This is a genomic window from Chthonobacter albigriseus (genome assembly GCF_013839445.1).
Lineage (GTDB): Bacteria > Pseudomonadota > Alphaproteobacteria > Rhizobiales > Pleomorphomonadaceae > Chthonobacter > Chthonobacter albigriseus.
The window spans coordinates 478,576-497,314 of sequence record NZ_JACDIT010000001.1 but is presented as its reverse complement, the minus strand read 5'-3'; the positions used below and the strand labels follow the sequence as shown (position 1 = coordinate 497,314).

The window sequence follows — 18,739 nt, the reverse complement described above, 5'->3', positions numbered from 1 at the left end:
TCGTTTTCTCGACTTCTAACCGGAAGGTACGCGACTGGTTCGTCCGGACAAGGAGATATGTTTCAACGGGAGCAAGTTCGCCCGGGCCGGGGAGGCATGGCTGCCTCCCCAATTCCGGTCCGGATCAGGCGAACTTCACCATCACATGGCGGACGACCGTGTAGTCCTCCAGCGCGTACTGGCTCATGTCCTTGCCGTAGCCGGAGTGCTTCAGCCCCCCGTGCGGCATCTCGTTGGTCAGCATGAAGTGGCAGTTGACCCAGGTGCAGCCGTACTGCAGCCGGCTGGCAACGTTCATCGCCCGCGACACGTCCCTGGTCCAAACGGACGAGGCGAGGCCGTAGTCGCTGTCGTTGGCCCAGGCCACCGCGTCGTCCGGATCGGAGAAGCGCGTCACCGACACGACCGGGCCGAACACCTCGCGCTGGACGATCTCGTCGGTCTGCAGAGCGCCGGCAACGACCGTCGGCTGGTAGAAGAACCCGTTGCCCTCCCGCGGCTTGCCGCCGGTGGTGATCTCGATGTGGTTGAGCTCGCTCGCCCGCTGCACGAAGCTGGAGACGCGGTCGCGTTGCCGCTTGGAGATCAGCGGCCCCATCTCGTTCTGGTCGTCGTCCTCGTTGGCGTAGGCGATCGTCGAGACCGCCGACGACAGGTCGGCCACCAGCTTCTCGTAGAGCTTGTCGCCCACATAGATGCGGCAGGCGGCGGTGCAGTCCTGGCCGGCATTGTAGTAGCCGAAGGTCCGCACGCCTTCCACAACGGCCTCGAGGTCGGCGTCGTCGAACACGATCACCGGCGCCTTGCCGCCGAGTTCAAGATGTGTACGCTTCACCGTGCCGGCGGCGGCGGCAAGCACCTTGCGGCCGGTCGCGATGTCGCCGGTCAGCGACACCATCGCCACCTTCGGATGGTTGATCAACGTGTTGCCGACGGTGCCGCCGCGCCCCACCACCACGTTGAGAACGCCCTCCGGCAGGATGCCGGCGGCGACCTTGGCCAGCTTCAGCGTGGTCAGCGGGGTCTGCTCGCTCGGCTTGATCACCACCGTGTTGCCGGCGGCAAGCGCCGGGCCGATCTTCCACGCGGCCATCATCAGCGGGTAGTTCCACGGCGCGATCGAGCCGATGACACCGATCGGATCACGCCGGATCATCGAGGTGTGGCCGGCGATGTACTCACCCGCGGCCGAGCCGTGCAGCGTGCGGCAGGCGCCGGCGAAGAAGCGCAGAACGTCCACAACCGCCGGGATCTCGTCCCGCAGCACGGCCGGATAGGGCTTGCCGCAGTTGAGAGCCTCCAGCGCGGCGAAGCTTTCCGCGTCGTCCTCGATCGCCTGCGCCAGGCGGAGCAGGTAGCCGGCGCGCTCGGCCGGCGTGGTCCGCGACCATGTTGCGAAGGCCTTGTCGGCGGCGGTCACCGCGGCGTCGATCTGCGCGGACGAGGCCTCCGGCAGGTGCAGGATCTCCGCGCCCGTCTTCGGCGCGAGCACCGTTTCGGCGTCTTCGGTGCCGGCGACGAAATCCGCACCGATCAGCATCTTGGTCTCGGCGATGGCCTGAGGAGTGGTCAGCATGTCGGCCTCCTTTACTGCGTCTTTGTGTTACTTGCCGCTGCCGGCGACATCAGCCGTGTCCCGCGTGAGATAGTAGGCGGCGAGGATGGGGATGAACGTGACGGCCATCACGAAGACGGCCACCACGTTGGTCACCGGCCGCTGCCGCGGTCGGATGAGTTCGGTCAGCATCCAGATCGGCAGGGTCGTCTGCTGGCCGGCTGTGAAGGTGGTGACGATCACCTCGTCGAACGACAGTGCGAAGGCGAGCATGCCGCCGGCGAGCAGCGAGGTGGCCAGGTTCGGCAGCACCACGTGGCGGAAGGTCTGGAAGCTGTCGGCCCCGAGATCCATCGACGCCTCGATCAGCGACGGCGACGTGCGCCGCAACCGGGCGACTGCATTGTTGTAGACCACCACGATGCAGAAGGTCGCGTGTCCGAGCACGATCGTCCAGAACGAGAAGGGGATGTCCGCGATCGCGAAGGCCGAGCGCAGCGAGATGCCGGTGACGATACCCGGCAGCGCGATCGGCAGCACGATCAGCAGCGAGATAGCCTCCCGCCCGAAGAACCGGGTCCGCGCCAGCGCGCCCGCGGCGAGCGTCCCGAGCACCAGCGCCAGCGCCGTCGCGATCAGCGCCACCTGCACCGACAGCGTCAGCGCCGCCCAGATGTCCTGCCGCTCCCAGGCGACGGCGAACCACCGGGTCGTGTAGCCCGGCGGCGGAAACTGGTAGCTCTTCTCCTCCGTGGAGAAGGCGTAGAGCACGATGAAGGCGAGCGGCAGGTGCAGGAAGAGCAGGCCCGCGCCGGCCATCAGCTTGAGGAGGAAGGACGCGCGCTCGCTCATGGCGCCGCTCTCGCGGTTCGATCAAAGCGCATCGAACGCCCCCATCCGCTTGGCGACCGTGAGGTACACCGCCATGATCGCGATCGGCACCACCGAGAACGCGGCCGCCAGCGGGATGTTGCCCGCCGTGCCCTGCTGCACGTAGACCACCTGGCCGAGGAAATAGGTGCTCGGGCCCACGATCTGCGGGGCGATGTAGTCTCCGAGCGTCAGCGAGAAGGTGAAGATCGATCCGGCGACCACGCCGGGCATCGCCAACGGCAGCACCACGGTGCGGAAGGTCTCCGCCGGCCGCGCGCCGAGGTCCGCCGAAGCCTCCAGGTAGGACCGCGGCACCCGCTCCAGCGCCGCCTGGATCGGCAGGATCATGTAGGGGATCCAGAGATAGACGAACACGATGAAGGTGCCGATGTAGGACACCGACAGCGACGGCCCGCCGATCACCGGCAGCCCGAGGATGCCGTCCAGCAGCGGCAGCGTGCCGGTCTCCTCCGCCGCCCAGGTCAGGACGCCCTCCTTGGCGAGGATCAGCTTCCAGGCATAGACGCGCACCAGGTAGCTCGACCACAGCGGCAGCATGATGAGGAGGTAGAACGCCGCCTTCGTCCGCCCCTTGGCATAGCGGGCGGCGTAGTAGGCGATCGGAAAGGCGAGCACGCCGGATGCGAGCGTCACCAGGGCCGCCATCGTCACCGTGCGGACGATGATATCCATGTTGGCCGGCGCCAGAAGCTCGCGATAGCTGGACAGGCCGAATTCCGGGACAACAAGGCCGGTGAACTCGTCGATCGAGTAGAAGGACTGCAGCAGCAGCGCCAGCAGCGACCCGATGTAGACGAGGCCGAGCCACAGCAGCGGCGGCAGCACCAGCACCAGCGCCAGGAGCTTCGGCCGGCTGGCGAGGAGGTCGGACACGCGGCCGCGCAAACTGGTCCTGGTCCGCGGAGGGGAGGTGGCCGTCGTCGCGGTCATCGCGTCAGCCTTCCATCCGGTTGAGCGCCGCCGCCGGCACGGAGAGCGCCACCGGCTCGCCCTCACCGAAGTTCGCCACGCCCGCCGGCACCACCATCACCAGCCGGTCCGCACCGAGATCGACGGTGACGCGGCGCTGCGCGCCCTGGTACTGCACCTCCTGCGCCCGGCCCTGAAGCCGGATCGCCTCGCCGTCGCCGCCGCCGAGGGCGATCTTCTCCGGCCGGAGCGACCAGAGGCCCTCTGGCAGGCCCAGCCTTGCGGCGGCTGCCGGCTCGATCACGTTGGCGCCGCCCACGAAATCGGCGACGAACCGCGTCCGCGGCCGTTCGTAGATTTCCTCGGGACTGCCCACCTGGACGATCCGGCCCTCATTGAACACAGCCACGCGATCGGCCATCGCCAAGGCTTCGGTCTGGTCGTGCGTGACGAACACGAAGGTGATCCCAAGCCGGTGCTGCAGGCTCTTCAGCTCGCCCTGCATCTGCTCGCGCAGTTTCAGGTCCAGCGCGCCGAGCGGCTCGTCCAGGAGCAGCACCTTCGGCTCGTTCACCAGAGCCCGCGCAAGGGCCACCCGTTGCCGCTGACCACCGGAAAGCTGAGCCGGCTTACGATCACCGTAGCCGGAAAGCTTCACCAGCGAAAGCATCTCATCGGCGCGGAGGCGTCGCGAGCGCTTGTCCACCCCCTTGATCCTCAGTCCGTAGGCGACGTTCTCCGCCACCGTCATGTGCGGGAACAGCGCGTAGTCCTGGAACACGGTGTTCACCGCCCGTCGGTAGGGCGGAACACCCTCCACGTGCTCGCCGAAGATCTCGATCGCCCCGCCGGTCGGCTGCTCGAACCCGGCGATCAGCCGCAGGCACGTCGTCTTGCCCGATCCGGACGGTCCCAGCATGGCGAAGAACTCGCCCGGCGCGATCGCAAGGTCCACCTCGTCGACCGCCTTCACGGGGCCGAAATGGCGCGAGACCTTGTCGAAACGGACGGCGGGGCTGGTCATCGGCGATCATGTCTCCTGGGAAGCGGCGCTCGGTGGCGGATGCAGGGCGCAATCATCTGCGCGTGCCATCGCGATGCGCGCGGCAGAACGGGCAGGGCTGCTACCGGGGCCGCCCCCGCACGGCAAGAGCGCCGGCGGAGGCGGTCGGTCTTGCGTGGCTCAGCGGCCGCCGATCACCGCGATGTAGTCGGTCACCCACTTGTAATAGGGCACGCAGCCGGCTTCCTGGCTGGCGCACTTGGCGACCGGGGTGCGCCAGAAGTGGATCTTGTCGAAGTTGTCCAGGCCGTTGGTCTTGCAGCCTTCGTCGCCGAGCAACTCATTGCCCTTGCAGGCCTCGAGATTGGCCGGAACGGAGCCGAACCAGGCGGCCAGGTCGCCCTGCAGCTTGGGGTTCAGCGAGTGCTCCATCCACATGTAGGCGCAGTTGGGGTGCGGCGCGTCCGCGTGCATCATGGTGGTATCCGCCCAGCCCGTCGCACCTTCCTTGGGCACCACCGACGCGATCGGCTTCGTCTGCGACTTCAGAAGATTCACCTGGAACGGCCACGACGACGAGGCAACGACGCCCTCGTTGGTGAAGTCGTCGATCTGGACGAAAGCATCGTGCCAGTAGCGGTGGACGATCTTGCGCTGCTGCCGGAGCAGGTCGAGGGCTGCCTTGTACTGGTCGGCGTTCAGCTCGTAGGGATCCTTGATGCCGAGGTCGGGCTGGTGCGTCATCAGGTAGAGTGCCGCGTCGGCGATGTAGATCGGGCCGTCGAAGGCCTGCACCCGGCCCTTGTTCGACTTGCCGTCGGACAGCGTCGTCTCCTCGAACACGACGTTCCACGAGGTCGGCGCCTCCTTGAACGCTTCAGTGTTGTACATCAGCACGTTTGCGCCCCACTGATAGGGCACGCCATAGTGCACGTCGTTGACCGTGTGCCAGGGCGCGGTCTTCAGCCGGTCGTCGACCTTGCTCCACGAGGGGATGAGGTCGGTGTTGATGGGCTGCACGGTCTTGCCGGCGATCAGCCGGAGGGACGCGTCGCCGGATGCGGTGACGAGGTCGAAACCGCCCTCGTTCATCAGCGCGACCATTTCGTCGGAGGTGCCGGCGGTCTTCACCGTCACCTTGCAGCCGGTGTTCTTTTCGAAATCGGTGACCCAGTCGTAGGCCTTGTCCGTCTCGCCGCGCTCGATGTAGCCGGCCCAGGCGACGATGGCGACCTCGCCCTCACCCGCTCCGATCTCCTTCTGGGCTTCTTGCGCCATGGCGACCTGGGACGTGACGAGGGCTGCGACGGCGACACTCGCCGTCAACCGCGACGTTCTGCGCATGTGGACTCTCCCTGTTGAGGCGCCGGCTTGGTCCGGCAGCCCGAGCCATCGCGACACGCTCCCCTTTTGTTCGGATTGTTGGCGCGTCGACAAAGTCGAGGCTGAGAGTGCGGTGAAGTCCGAGCTTTCGCCAGAACATAATTCAGAAACGAACTTTCGGTTTTCCCGATATCACGCCGTGTCACGGGGAACGAGCCTCGCGAACCGCCACCTCATGGACGCCATCAGCTTTGACGTGAGCCTTCTCTTGTCGCGCATGTTTTCAGGATCGGGCGTCGGCGGGTGTGGAATGTTTTCCCCAGCCACGGCAAGTGGATGGGGAGGTTCCAAAAAAATTGAACAGCGGGACATGCCGTTTCAGTGATGATTCGACTTGACGACAGCCTGCCGATTGGCGGTGATGGACGCCTGCCTCGATCGCGTTGCATCGGCCGTCACGGCTGTCGCGAGGCAGCACTTCAGGCGGAGAGACTGCGATGAGGTGCTTGATACACCCGCTCGTCCAAGCCCTGCTCAAAGGCGTTTTCGCCTGTCTGCTGGGCCTTACCCTCACCTTGTCCGTCCAGGCCGAGACCGGCGAGAACCGCCGCGTCGCGCTGGTGATCGGCAACTCGCACTACAGCAAGCTGGAACCGTTGCCCAACCCGGCGAACGACGTGCGCGAGGTCGCCGACGTCCTGCGTAAGGCCGGCTTCAACGTCACCCTCGGCCTCGATGTGGACCGTCTCGGACTGGAGGAGGCCGTTCGGGCCTTTCTGCGCTCCGCCGACGGGGCGCACGTCGGGCTGGTCTACTACGCCGGTCACGGCGTGCAGATCGGTGGGCGCAACTTCCTCGTTCCGGTGGATGCGACGCTGGACAGCGCCTACGACGTCGAGACGCAGACCATGCCGCTCGAGCTCATCATCGGGCATCTGCGCGACAAGTCGCGCGTCCAGCTGATCTTCCTCGACGCCTGCCGCAACAACCCCTTCAAGAACCAATCCTTCTGGATGGCCGAGAAGCTCGAGCCCGTCGGGCCGACCCGCGGGCTGGCGCCGATCGATTCCGATCTGGGCAGCCTGATCGCCTTCTCCACCGCCCCGGGCGAGGTGGCGCTCGACGGCGCCGGCAAGCTCAGCCCCTACACGCAGTATTTCGTCGATCATGCCAGCGTGCCGAACAAGGAGATCCGCCAGGTCCTGACAGAGGTCCGTCGCGACGTCATCTCGGCCACCAAGGGCGCCCAGATCCCCTGGGAAAACTCGTCCCTGATCGATTCCTTCTACTTCTTCGACGCGCCCGCGCCCCCGATCCTCGCCAGCCTGCAGCAGCAGACGGTGCCGGCCGGCATCGCCTCCACGCCGCTTGCCCTGGAACAGCCGAAGGCCCCGTCAGGGTCTCCGCTCACCGTCTCCGTGCTCCAGGTGCCGCAGGCCGGACGGGTTCTGCTCGCCGGCACGCCGCTGGCCCCGTCGAGCACCCTGACCGCTGACGACCTCGGCGCCATGACCTTTGACGCCTCCGGCGTCGCGCCGGGCACGGTCGCCCTGTTCAGTTATGCCGCGACCGACTTCTACGGCCAGAGCGCCCAGAGCGTCGTCGCCATCCAGGTCGTCCAGGACGCCGGCCAGCAGCGCGCCGAAGAGGAGCGCCGCCGCAAGGAGGCCGAAGCCGCCGTGGCCGACTATCTCGCCGGAATGGACGGCGCCTCGCACACCGTGGTGATCGGCGTCGGTCCCCAGGCCCTCGACCTGCCTGCACCTGAAGGGGCGCCGGCGGAGGCCGCCTACACGATCGCCGCGGTGCCCGCGGAAGGCGTCCTGAAGGCGGGCGAGCGCACGGTCGCTGCAGGCAATGTCCTGAAGGGCGGCGAACTGTCCGGCCTGAGCTTCGATCCCGCGATCGGGTCGGAGAACAAGGCTTTCGAGGTCGTGATCGAGGCCGGAGCGGGCGTTCGCGCCGCACTGCCGATCACGGCGGCGCTCGATCCCTGCGATATCGAGGCCGGCGCTCCGCTGGATCTTCAGGGGGTCGTCGCCGGTCGCCTGCCGAACGAGATCGAGCCTGAAGCCGCGTTGGCTGCCTGCGCCGCGGCCGTGGGGGCCTATCCCGACGTTCCGCGCTTCGTCTACCAGCTCGGCAGGGCGCAACTCGCCGGCCGCCAGCCCAAGGACGCCGCCGCGACCTTCAAGCAGGCGATGGAGGCCGGCCACGTCCGTGCCTCCGACAGTCTGGCCGCCCTCTACGCCCGAGGCGCCCTCGGCGAACCGGACGTCCCGAAGGCCATGGAACTCTTCCTGCTCGCCGCCGAGAAGGGCGACCCCTACGGCATGCACGACTACGGCAAGCGCCTCTACCGCGCCGCCTCGAGCGACGACGAGCGCAAACGCGGCATGGAGTTCCTGCTGAAGGCCGCCGACCTCGGCCATACCTACGCCATGAACGAACTCGGCGCGATCTTCATGGATGGCGTCGGCGTCACGGCCGACCCGGAACGCGCCGTCCGCTACTTCGACGAGGGCGTGGCGCGCAAGGACATCTACTCCATCAACAACCTCGCCGTGGCCTACCGGTCCGGCAAGGGCGCCCCCAAGGACGAGGCCAAGGCGCTCGACCTGTTCAAGCAGGCGTCCGACGGCGGCCATCCCTTCGCCCCGCGCAGCATCGCCCGCATGTACCGCGACGGCATCGGCGTGGAGAAGGACCCGGCCGAAGCGGCCCGCTGGTTTGAACTGGCCGCCGAACGCGGCGACTACTGGGCCGCCACGGACCGCGCGCGGCTCGCGCTGGATACCGGGGAGCCGAAGGCCGAGCAGACGGCGACGCGTTACTTGGCGTTGGCCGTCGGTTTGAGCGAGATCTTTCCCGATCCGAAGAAAACGGCGCTGAATGCTCTCGGAGAAATGCCCAACAAGACGAAGAAGGCGCTCGAAAAATCCCTGATAGCGGCCCTTGATAAACGATCTGTTAAGGATATCCTGGCGCTCAAGGACATTGACGAGCGGATCGGGCTTCTTTCGGGACTCGTCTGGAAAGCACAGAACCCCCGTTACGATCTCATCTGATCCCGCCCGGTTGTCCATGGGGAGGGATACCATGTCATACGGCGCACCTGTCGGGGCGAAAACGCTGCGCTTTTTTCTTTTGTCGTCATGCGTTCTGTTGCTCGGGACGTCGGTCCAAGGCTGCAGTTATCTTCCGGGGAACCTGACGACTGGGTCCGTGCAGACCGCTCCCGCCAATGTCACTGCTCCCGCGGCACGCAGCCAAACCGGCACTGTCGTGGCAAGCCGTAACGCAGGCGGTCGCTCGGAATCCGGTTCATCGAACACTTCAACGTCGTCCAGTGGTTCCGGATCTCAGACCGGCTCAGGAACTTCGCCCGACACTCCGGCTGACAGCAACAGTCCCGGCGACAACAACAGCCCCGGCGATAACAACAGCCCGGGCGACAACAACAGCCCAGGCGACAACAACAGCCCTGGCGACAACAACAGCCCTGGCGACAACAACAGCCCTGGCGACAACAACAGCCCAGGCGACAACGATAGTGATGACGGGACTTCGAGTTGGGGGGGATAGCAGGAGGTCGCGGTAGGGGCCAGCGATCCAGTTCGACCCTAACCGGACGCCGGCCTGTCCTACCACGGACTGGTCTTGCTCGCTTCGACGGCAGGAGCATCCCTCTGGTCGGTGGGGATGCCACCCTGGCGGCCGTGGGGACTGGCCGGCATCTCTCCCGCGCGATGTGCTCTCGACGGTCGTCGGGGACACATCGTCGAGCCGGCTTTGGGCCCTGCGCACCAAGACACGGTAGACCCCGCTCCACGCCCCTATCCAGGTCAACGGACCTATGGCCGCATGGCAACAAGGTCCGTTAGGGGTGCCGCCTCAGGACGCGCCCATCACCTTCAGCCGCACCGGCTGGTAGCCGCGGCGCAGCAGCGTGGAGAGCAGGTAGACGTTCCGGCAGACCCGGCCCGAGCAGGCGTTCGGCGAGGCTTCCATCACCTCCACCTTGCGGTCGGCGGTGAAGCGCAGGAACAGCATCACGTGCGAGCCGGGCTTGTTGAGGGCGTCGCCCGGCCGCAGCGTCATCGGATCCTTGATCCGCTGGGTGATGGTCGGCATCGCGGCCGTAGTCACGTGCCGGGCGAGACCCCACACCTCGCTGACGAAGGCCGAGCAGTCCACCCCCATGACCTTGGTGCGCACCGCGCTGTGGGTGCACACGTTTCCGGCGGTGAGGCCTTTCTCCAGGCCCTCGTAGAAGGCGTCGACCGAGGTCTTGCAGCCCCAGCAGTAGGGAATGCCCTTCACGTCCTGGTTCAGCTTGCCCTTCAGGTAGAGAGGGCGCTGGACCCGGTTCATGTTCGGGCAGCGCGGTGCGGGATCCTTGCCGTAGGCGGCGGGGTTCACCGTCCAACGGGCCGTCTCGAAGGCCACGGCGCGCTCCACGACGCTCTCCCGGCCGGTCGGCCGGATCGCCATCTTCGGGGCCTTGCCCTGTTTCACGCTTGCCGGCTTGCGCTTGGGCGCGACACCCGCGAGCACATCGCCGGGCGCGGTCGGCCGGCTGGCGAGCCGCAGCACGTCGGCGCGGGCCGTGTCGGAGCGCAGGAACAGCACGTCGCCGCGCGGACCGACCGAGACGAACCGACGCGAGAAGGTCGCGCCCGGCTCGAGCGGCACGTCATAGGCGGCTTCCGTCTCCCCGCTCGGCGAGAACCGGACGACGAACATGGCCGCGTCAGTGGCCTCATTGTCCGGCACGGTCTCGATCAGCACGTAGGGCCGCCCGGTCGTATCGATGTCGAGCACCTCCACGGTGCCGATGCGATCGCGCGTCCGGGCGTCGAGCAGCACGAAGGCGGCCTCCTCCCCGCCGCGGCGAATCGCGATGCGCGCTTCGCGGCCGTGCAGCACGTCGACCTCGGCCACCACGTCGCCGAGCCCGCGGCTGGGGACGTACTGGACCACCGTCGGCCGGCTGTCGTCGCGGTTGGCGCTCCGCCCGATCTCGTCGAACAGGCCGTCAAGCGGACCGGGGGGCTGCGAACCCATCGCGGCGAGCGCCGAGCGCGTGTAGCTGTCCGCGTCCCCGGAAACCACCCGCAGCGCCCGTTCCGGCGCATCCGGCTCGCCCGTCTTCTCCACTGCCACCACGCCGTCCGCCCAGAGGAACAGCTCGTTGCGCACGATGGCAAGGTCCGCGGCCGGGAGGTCCGGGGGCAGGGCGAGGATCTGCGGCGCCTGGCCCGAGCGTTCGGGGCTGACCGCGATCACCCGCTCGTTGTTCTGGTCGAGCACGTAGACCGTGCCGTCGTCACCGATGGTGAGCGCCGCCGGTCCGGAGGGCTCCACGTCCTCGGCGCCCGGCACGATGCCGACTTCGTTCGGCGCCGTTCCGCTGCGAAACTGGAACAGCACCTGGTCGTCGTCCGCCCACGCGGGCAGGACCACCAGACCGGGAAGGGCCACAAGGGCCGCAAGACCAACCACCCACTTCGCCATGGCGATACCCGATCGCTCCAGCTAAGCTATACACCGGGAGACGTTAGGCACGAACCTGTTCGCGAACAAGCTGTCGGCTCCCAATTCCCTTGGAGGGGGGCCGTCAGTCTAATATTTTGCGGAGATGTTTCGCGTGTTTTTCTGCAGGCGACATGCGATCCGACCAATGGGGACGAGGGTGGATGCTGGACTTCGACTGGGATTCGGAAGAAGTCGCACTGGATGCGAGCTTCCTGGAGAGCGTCCGACTTTCGCGGCTGACCTTCGCCGACCGCCTGTACCAGGCCTCGCAGACGCTCGAACCCAAGGTTCTGGAGCAACTGAGGTCGGAAGCGGTCTACCAGATCGCGGAGTTCCTCTACTCCATGAAGGCCTACGGCATCGAGACGGTGGACCACCTCGGCCGGTTCGCCGAACTGCACAACGACTACATCGTATCGCTGACCAAGGACCGTCCCAAGCTGGAGCGTCTCGGGCTGACGGACGAGCGGGCGCTGGCTGCCATGTTCACGGCCGACACCAAGCCTCGACTGCTGCAGACCTGGATCGACCGGCCGGGGGCGATAGACCAGTCCAATCTGGCCCGCTTCCTGGTCACCGTCATGTCGACGGAGACGTGCCGCAAGGTGATCATCGATCTCGCCAAGGCCGGTTTCCTGGTGCGCGAGAAGTCTCCCTTCGGCAGCATGCTGGTGTGGTCGAACGGCTCGATCGAAGTGATCTTTGCGCAGGTGCTGCGCGATCTGCGCCTGCGCGTCAGGGAAACAGTGATCAACCCATCCCCATAGGCTGAAGGATCTCGACGCATGCGACGACCTCTCATCTCCCTTCTGGCTGCCGCAGTCCTCGGCCTGTTGTCCGGCGGTTCCTCGCTTGCCGCCGACGAGGCGGTCGTCGAGGCGCTCGCCGCACGAAATCCGACGCTCTCGGACCTCCGCGCATCCGATCCGGACGCTTTCGCCGCCGCCGTGGATATCATCGCCAAGGCGCAAGCCGAGGCGGGGGTGAAGACGCTGGATGGGGCCCCCACGCCGCCCCCCCTGGTGGAGCGGGGCATCGCCACCGACGCCGGCAAGGAGTTCACCGCCGGCAACCCGGACGTCCTCTGGCTCTACAACGCCGCGCCGGAAGGCATGCAGGACCTGGTCTCGCTGCTGAAGTCCGCCGGCAAGAAGGGGAAATCCTGACCGGCTTCCAAATCGATTGGAGGCGTCCTTCGCCCGACGAGGGCACGCCCCTTCCCGAACGGAAGCCCAGCGGTGGTACAGTGACGGACAGATGGCCTTCGGGCCTGGCTACTTCGGGGTCGGTCACATGAACCGGATCACATCACTTCTGCTGGCGGGCACGCTGCTCCTCTCGGTCCCCGTTGCCCATGCCCAGGAACCCGCCCTCCTTTCGCCGCCGCAGGCGAGGGCGGCCGCTGTCGGCACCCGCGCCGAGGCCAACGCCGGCCTGCAGGTCTCCTTCGACCGCCCGAGCCGCGAATACGGCATCGGCGAAGTGGTGGGGATGACCCTCACCGCCGAACGCGACCTCTACGTCACCATCGTCGCCGTCGGTCCCGACGGAAACGTCGTGCGGCTGTTTCCCAACAAGCACCAGCCCGACGGCCTCGTTCGGGTCGGTGCGCCTGTTTCCGTTCCCGATCCGGCGAGCGGGGCGAAGCTGACGGTCGCCGGCCCGGTCGGCCGCGAGCTGATCAAGGTGTTCTGGTCCGAGAAGCCGCTCGCCATCTTCGCCGACCTGGACCTCAAGGGGCAGGGTACCTTCCGCGCGGTCGACGGCGGCGTGGATACGCTGGCCCGCAGCCTGGGCGAGGCCCGCGCCGCCGGTGCCCGCATCCGCACCGACAACATCGTCCTGACGACCGTCGAGACGCCGGTGGTGGCCGCCGTCGACCCGGTCGCGCCCGAGCTCCCGACGGCCAAGCCGCAGGTGCCGGCTCCCTCGGTTGCCGAGAAGCCCGCACGGCCGAAGCCCCAGGCCGCGCCCGTGCGGCCGGTCAAGAAGCCGAAGGCACCGGCCGTCGCCGCCGTTCCCAAGCCCGCCGTACAGGCACCGGCCACGCAACTGACCTATGTGCCGAAGAAGGACTGGGCGCTCGGCAGCGACGAGGGTCCTCCGGTTCTTCGTCCGCGTCCGACGGCCCCGGCGGCCGGCCAGCCCGTGCCCATGCCGCAGGCCCAGACCGGCCAGCTGCAGATACCGCAGATGCCTGAGATGCCGCAGCTGGAGATGCCGCAGATCCAGATGCCTCAGATCCAGATGCCCCAGATCCAGATCCCGGGCGTCGAGATGCCTCAGGTCCAGATGCCTCAGGTGCAGATGCCACAGATCCAGATGCCGCAGATCCAGATGCCACAGGTGCAGCTGCCCGGTGGCTTCCAGCTCCAGATGCCGCAGATCCAGCTGCCCTTCGGTCGTTCGGGCGATCCGGCGGCCGTGGAGGCAGGATCGATCGAGCTGGCCGACGCCAGCGACATCGACGCCCGCTGCAAGGACCTGGTCACGGCGCTGAACGCCGCCGTCGGCGCGCGCGACGTGGCGACCGCCGCGGCCAAGAGCGACGCCATCGCCACCGACGCCGCCTGCGGCGCGTTCCAGATCCCCGCCCAGCGCCGCCTCGCCGCGCTCCGTCTCTCCACGGCGCAGGAGCTGATGGCGGCCGATGGCGCCGAACCCGGCGACTACCTGGCCATCCTGGAGGCGGCAGAACGGCCGCAGGTGCTCTGGCAGGCCTCAGCCACGCTCGGCCAGGTCTACTTCTCCGCACGCCGCTTCGCGGAAGCGGCCGCCGCCTACGAGCGCGCCATCGAGATCATCAAGAACGAGACGCGCACGCCGAAGGCGCCGCCCGAGGCCGACATCCAGAGCGTCATCGACCGCGCCGCGCAGGCCAGGATCCTGGCTGCCAACCCGACCAGCGACAAGCCGACCGGAGAGCTGGTGAAGGCCGGCCGCGATCATCGCAGCGGCATGGTGGGCGGCGTCTACTCCCAGACCGTGCGTGGCATCACGCCGAAGACGGTGCCGGTGCCGATCACCTTCGAGTTCGACAAGGCCTCTTTCACGCCGATCGGCCAGGAGGCCGCGGCCGAACTGCTCGACGTCATCCGCGAACAGCAGCCGGAACGCATCGTCCTCGTCGGCCACACCGACCGCAAGGGGGGCGACGCCTACAACCGCGCCCTCTCTGCCAAGCGCGCCGCGGCCGTCGCCGAATACCTCCGCGCCAACGGCATCGAGGTGGACATCGAGACGGAAGGCAAGGGCTTCTCCGAACCGATCCGCTTCGCCGACGACACCGGGCTCACCGAGGAGGATCTCGACGCCCTCAACCGCCGAGTGGAATGGCGCCGCCAGTGAGCCGCGCCAGGAGATCGCCATGAAACCCGCGGCCTTCGCCTTGTCCATGGTCCTCCTCCTCCCCGCCACCGCGCAGGCGGAGGAGACCGTCCTAATGGCGCCGGACGGCGGCGTCGTCCGCGCGATCACCGTGGGCGTCGATCTCTACCGCTCGGTCCCGCCGCTGCGCGGCGCCGTCGCCGACGCCGAGGACGTGGATCTCTCCCTCCGGAAGGTGGGTGTCGAGGATCGCGTGCTCCTCACCGACGGTGCCGCCACCCGCAGCGCCATCTTCGACGCGATCGACGGCCTCGCCGAGCGCAGCGGGCCTGGAGACCTCGTGCTCCTGTCGATCGCCGGCCACGGCTCCAGCGAGCCGGAGCGCATCAAGGGCACCAAGCCGAACGGCCGGGAGGAGGTCTACCTGCTCGCCGGCTTCGACAGCCGGGGCCCCGGCACGCGCGAGCGCATCTTCGGCGACGAGTTCAAGGTCGCCATTCAGCGCATCGAGGCCCGCGGCGCGAACGTCATCTTCGTTGCCGACACCTGCCATGCCGGCGGATTGACGCGCAAGGTCGACGGCCGGGCCCCCAAGCTCGGCTGGCGGCAGGCGCCCGCCTACAAGATCGAGGACGATGCCCTCGATCCGATCTCCACGGCCGCCGCCAACGTCACCACCGACTTCGACTTCCGCACGCTCACCTTCCTCGCCGCCGTCGACGAGTCGTCCAAGGTGGCGGAGATCCGAATCCCCGGCGAAGCCAAGGTGCGCGGCGCGCTCAGCTACGCCGTGGCACGCGCGATGGAAGGGGCGGCCGACCGCGACGGAAGCGGCAGCGTCACCCGCCGCGAGCTGTTCGAATACGTCCGCCAGACCGTCTACCAGTTCACCGACCAGCGCCAGAACGTGGTGACCCGCAGCGTCGTGCAGGATCTCGACGCGGCCCCCGTGCTGGCGTTCGGCGCGCTCGCCGCGCCCGCCGGCGAACCGCTCCAGCCCGAAGTGGCGCGCCAGGAAAACGTCGAGGCCGGGTCGGCGGTCAGGGTCTCCACGGCCGCCGGCACGCCCGAGTTGGAAGGCATCGCGCCGTCGCGGGTTCCCTTCGTTCTTTCCGATCCCGCCGACGCCGACCTCGTCTTCGATCCCGCCACCGGCGATGCGATCGTGGCCGGCGGCGACGTGATCGCGACAGGCCTGTCGCCGGCCGACGTTCCCTTCGTGGTGGATCGGCTCGGCGCCGTCGCCGCCCTCAAGCAGATCTCTGCAGCAGCGCCCGAAACCGTCCGCGCGCTGCCGTCCGACGCGGTGCATCGCGCCGGTGAGCGCGTCGGCGTCGAGGTGGGAGCGGCGGCCGGACGCCATCTCGTTCTCTTCAACATCGCCGGCGACGGCACGGTCCAACTCCTCCGCCCGCCGCCGCGCGGCGACCAGGAGACCCGTCTCGCCGACCGTTTCCGCCTGGAATACAAAGTGGTCGAGCCCTTCGGCGCGGACACCCTCGTTGCCGTCTCGTCGGATGAGGCGATGCCGCTTCTCACCGACTTCCTCCGCCAGGCCGATGGCCGCCGCGCCTCGGGCGTGCTCCCGTCGGCCCTTCCCGATCTTCTTCCTCAGGATGCGCGGATCGGCTTCGCCGCGCTCTACACCAGCCCCTGAAGCTTGCCTGCAGGTACGCGCCATGTCCCGCATCGGTCTGAAGTTCCTCGCCTTCGCGGCCGTCCTCCTGGTGGCGGCGCCGGCCGCGGCCCAGCAGCCGGCCGACGAGACGGATGGCGGCCGCGTCGTCGGCGGGCAGAAGGCCCGCAAGGGCGACTGGCCGTGGCAGGTGAAGATCTTCGCGCCGGACCCGGAAGAGCGCGGCCGGTGGGGCGGTCACTGCGGCGGCAGCCTGGTGGCGCCCCGCTGGATCCTCACCGCCGCCCACTGCTTTGCCGGCAACCGGTCCGGCAAGCAGGACCTCTTCGCCCGCGATCTTCTGATCGTCGCCGGCGAGACGCGGGTGGACAAGGTGATCACCGCTGGCACCGACCGCACGGCGCTGAAGGTCGCCAACGTGATCGTCCACGAAGGCTTCGACTCCAAGGTCTTCGCCAACGATATCGCGCTTGTGGAACTCGCCGAGCCCTCATCTGCCGAACCGGCGCTGCTTGCGGGGCCGGACGACGCCGCGACGATCGAAGTGCCCGGCTCCATGGCGACGGTGACGGGGTGGGGCTACACCAAGTCCGACCACGGCTGGGACGAGAAGTATCTCCCGAGCGAGCTCCAGGAGGTCGAGGTGCCGCTGGTTGCCCGGTCCGAATGCCGCGCGGCCTATCGCGAAACCTCCATGCGCATGAACCCGATCGACGAGCGGGCGATCTGCGCCGGCTACAAGGAAGGCGGCAAGGACGCCTGCCAGGGCGATTCCGGCGGCCCGCTGGTCGCCCGCCGCGGCGACGGTGCCTGGGCGCAGATCGGCATCGTCAGCTGGGGCGCCGGCTGCGCCGAGGCGAGCCGCTACGGCGTCTACACCCGCGTCGCCGCCTTCCGTGACTGGATCGCCACGAATACCCGGGGCGAGATCCCGGCAACAGGTCCGCTCGTCGCGAGCGCGTCCGTTGCGGCGCCGACGCCCCCCGCCTCCGCTCCGGAAGTTGCGCCGCCCGAGCCGCCCGCGCCGGCTCCGGAAGTCGCCCAGCCGGCGCCGGCGGCTCCGGCGCCGGTCGCCACCAAGCCTCCTGCCGAAGCGGCGCCGCAGCCCGCGCCCGTGCCCGCGCTCGAACCGCCGCCGGTCGTCGTTGCCGCCGCCTCACCAGGCGACCGCGCCCTCCTCATCGGCATCGACGACTACAACGCCAGCGAGATCCGGCTGTCCGGCTCGGTCGCGGATGTCGCCGCGATGAAGACCTTTGCCGAACGCACGCTCGGCTTCGCACCCAAGCAGATCCGCACCCTCACCGACGGCAACGCCACCCGCGAGGCCATCGTCGACGCCATCGACGACTGGCTGGTGCGCGGCTCCGCCAGCGGCGGGCGCGTGCTCCTCTATTTCAGCGGCCAGGGCTCCGAGGTGGTCGGCCCGGGACCGGTGGCGAGCCCGACACTGGTGCCGGCGGATGCCGAACTGGTGCGCAACGCCGCCGGGTTTGTCACCGACGTCAGCAGCCAGATCCGCGAGACCGAGATCGCCGCCCGGCTGAACGCCCTCAAGGACCGCAAGGTCACTGTCATCGTCGACGCCTGCCACGTCGGGATCGGCAGCCGGAACGCCGTCGCGCCGACGGTGCCGGGGACCGTGCGCTGCCTCGGTCCGACGCTCGCCGCCGCGACTGGCGAACGGCGCGACGGCACGAACTCCCGCTTTACCTTCGGCGGGGAACGGGCCGTCGTCTGGTCGGCGGTCGACGCCGGACAATGGGCGCTGGTCGACGACGAAGGCGGCGCCCGGGGCGGCGTCTTCACGCGAACCTACATCGCCGGCGTCGCTGAAGGGGCTGCGCGGGCAAAGGCGCGCACCGGCCTCAGCAACGCCGCGCTGCTCGATTTCGTCCGCCGGAAGTCCGCGGAGTACTGCCGCGACAACGCCGAGCTCTGCAAGCTCGGCCTCGTGCCGCAGGTCCACGGCAGCCCCGATGCCCTTGGGCGCGACGTGATCACCGGTGAAGAACCGACCACGCCGATGGCCGCGGCCGAGAACACGCTGAAGACCGACAACCCGGCCGGCGTGAAGGTGGACCTGAAGCCCGGCCCCAACGTCGGCATCGGCGAGAAGATCGTGATGTCCGTATCGGCGAAGCAACTCGGCTACCTCATCCTGGTCGACATCGACGCCGCCGGGCGCCTAACCCAGGTCTACCCGAACCGGCGCTCCATGGGCCTGAAGAAGAACGCGGCCGCCACCGGCAACAAGCTCGAGCCGGGCAAGACCATGCTGATCCCTGACCCCACCAATCCCTACACCGGCTTCGAATACGTGGCTGAAGGCCCCGCCGGCGTCGGGATGATCGTCGCCGTGCTCAGCGACAAGCCGATCGAGGTGCTCGACCTGCCCGACGTGCCCGCCACGCTCGCCGGCCAGCGCGCCGCCTTCAACTATGTCTACGATCTCGCCCGCAGCCTCCGGATCGTCGACGAGGAAGGAGACGGCGGCGAGCCGAAGTGGTCGTTCGACGCCAAGTTCTACCGGATCAAGTAGGCATTCGGAGCC

Annotated in this window: 12 protein-coding genes; 6 read left to right on the top strand and 6 right to left on the bottom strand. The window is 68.3% G+C overall.

All coding sequences use genetic code 11. From position 1 onward, the window contains the following. Positions 1-124 precede the first annotated feature (124 nt). The 5 genes from HZ321_RS02195 to HZ321_RS02175 all read right to left on the bottom strand — a co-directional run bounded on the left by HZ321_RS02195 (position 125) and on the right by HZ321_RS02175 (position 5,705). A complete protein-coding gene (locus HZ321_RS02195; protein ID WP_181699768.1) occupies positions 125-1,576 on the bottom strand; it encodes a gamma-aminobutyraldehyde dehydrogenase in 1,452 nt (483 codons plus the stop codon). Positions 1,577-1,603: 27 nt separating this feature from the next. Beyond that, complete coding sequence (locus HZ321_RS02190) at positions 1,604-2,407, bottom strand: ABC transporter permease (RefSeq protein WP_181699766.1); 804 nt, start codon at positions 2,405-2,407, stop codon at positions 1,604-1,606. Between the two features lie 21 nt (positions 2,408-2,428). After that, entirely contained in the window at positions 2,429-3,379 is a 951-nt protein-coding gene (locus HZ321_RS02185) for an ABC transporter permease (protein ID WP_181699765.1), read from the bottom strand. A 4-nt stretch (positions 3,380-3,383) separates the two neighbouring features. Continuing rightward, positions 3,384-4,382 carry an ABC transporter ATP-binding protein gene (locus HZ321_RS02180; protein ID WP_181699763.1) on the bottom strand — a complete coding sequence of 333 codons (999 nt, stop codon included), beginning with the start codon at positions 4,380-4,382 and terminating at the stop codon, positions 3,384-3,386. 159 nt (positions 4,383-4,541) lie between these two features. Then, positions 4,542-5,705: an ABC transporter substrate-binding protein gene (locus HZ321_RS02175; protein ID WP_181699761.1), complete on the bottom strand. Its 1,164-nt coding sequence runs from the start codon at positions 5,703-5,705 to the stop codon at positions 4,542-4,544. A 476-nt stretch (positions 5,706-6,181) separates the two neighbouring features. On the opposite strand from HZ321_RS02175, the gene HZ321_RS02170 reads away from it, so the two are divergent. Further along, the gene (locus tag HZ321_RS02170) at positions 6,182-8,752 is read left to right on the top strand and encodes a caspase family protein (RefSeq protein ID WP_181699759.1); all 2,571 of its coding nucleotides are present in this window, start codon (positions 6,182-6,184) and stop codon (positions 8,750-8,752) included. Positions 8,753-9,578: 826 nt separating this feature from the next. Here HZ321_RS02170 and HZ321_RS02165 read toward each other — a convergent pair. Further along, positions 9,579-11,201 carry a hypothetical protein gene (locus HZ321_RS02165; RefSeq protein WP_181699758.1) on the bottom strand — a complete coding sequence of 541 codons (1,623 nt, stop codon included), beginning with the start codon at positions 11,199-11,201 and terminating at the stop codon, positions 9,579-9,581. 182 nt (positions 11,202-11,383) lie between these two features. On the opposite strand from HZ321_RS02165, the gene HZ321_RS02160 reads away from it, so the two are divergent. From HZ321_RS02160 to HZ321_RS02140, 5 genes are all read left to right on the top strand, one after another. Continuing rightward, positions 11,384-11,989, top strand: coding sequence for a hypothetical protein (locus tag HZ321_RS02160; RefSeq protein ID WP_181699756.1), 606 nt, complete (start codon positions 11,384-11,386; stop codon positions 11,987-11,989). Positions 11,990-12,007: 18 nt separating this feature from the next. Next, positions 12,008-12,388, top strand: coding sequence for a hypothetical protein (locus HZ321_RS02155; RefSeq protein WP_244635533.1), 381 nt, complete (start codon positions 12,008-12,010; stop codon positions 12,386-12,388). Positions 12,389-12,479: 91 nt separating this feature from the next. Continuing rightward, positions 12,480-14,570, top strand: a complete 2,091-nt coding sequence (locus HZ321_RS02150; protein WP_181699755.1) for a DUF4384 domain-containing protein — start codon at positions 12,480-12,482, stop codon at positions 14,568-14,570. Between the two features lie 19 nt (positions 14,571-14,589). Beyond that, positions 14,590-16,206 carry a caspase family protein gene (locus tag HZ321_RS02145; protein WP_181699753.1) on the top strand — a complete coding sequence of 539 codons (1,617 nt, stop codon included), beginning with the start codon at positions 14,590-14,592 and terminating at the stop codon, positions 16,204-16,206. A gap of 22 nt (positions 16,207-16,228) precedes the next feature. Then, a complete protein-coding gene (locus tag HZ321_RS02140; RefSeq protein WP_181699752.1) occupies positions 16,229-18,727 on the top strand; it encodes a trypsin-like serine protease in 2,499 nt (832 codons plus the stop codon). Positions 18,728-18,739: the final 12 nt, after the last annotated feature.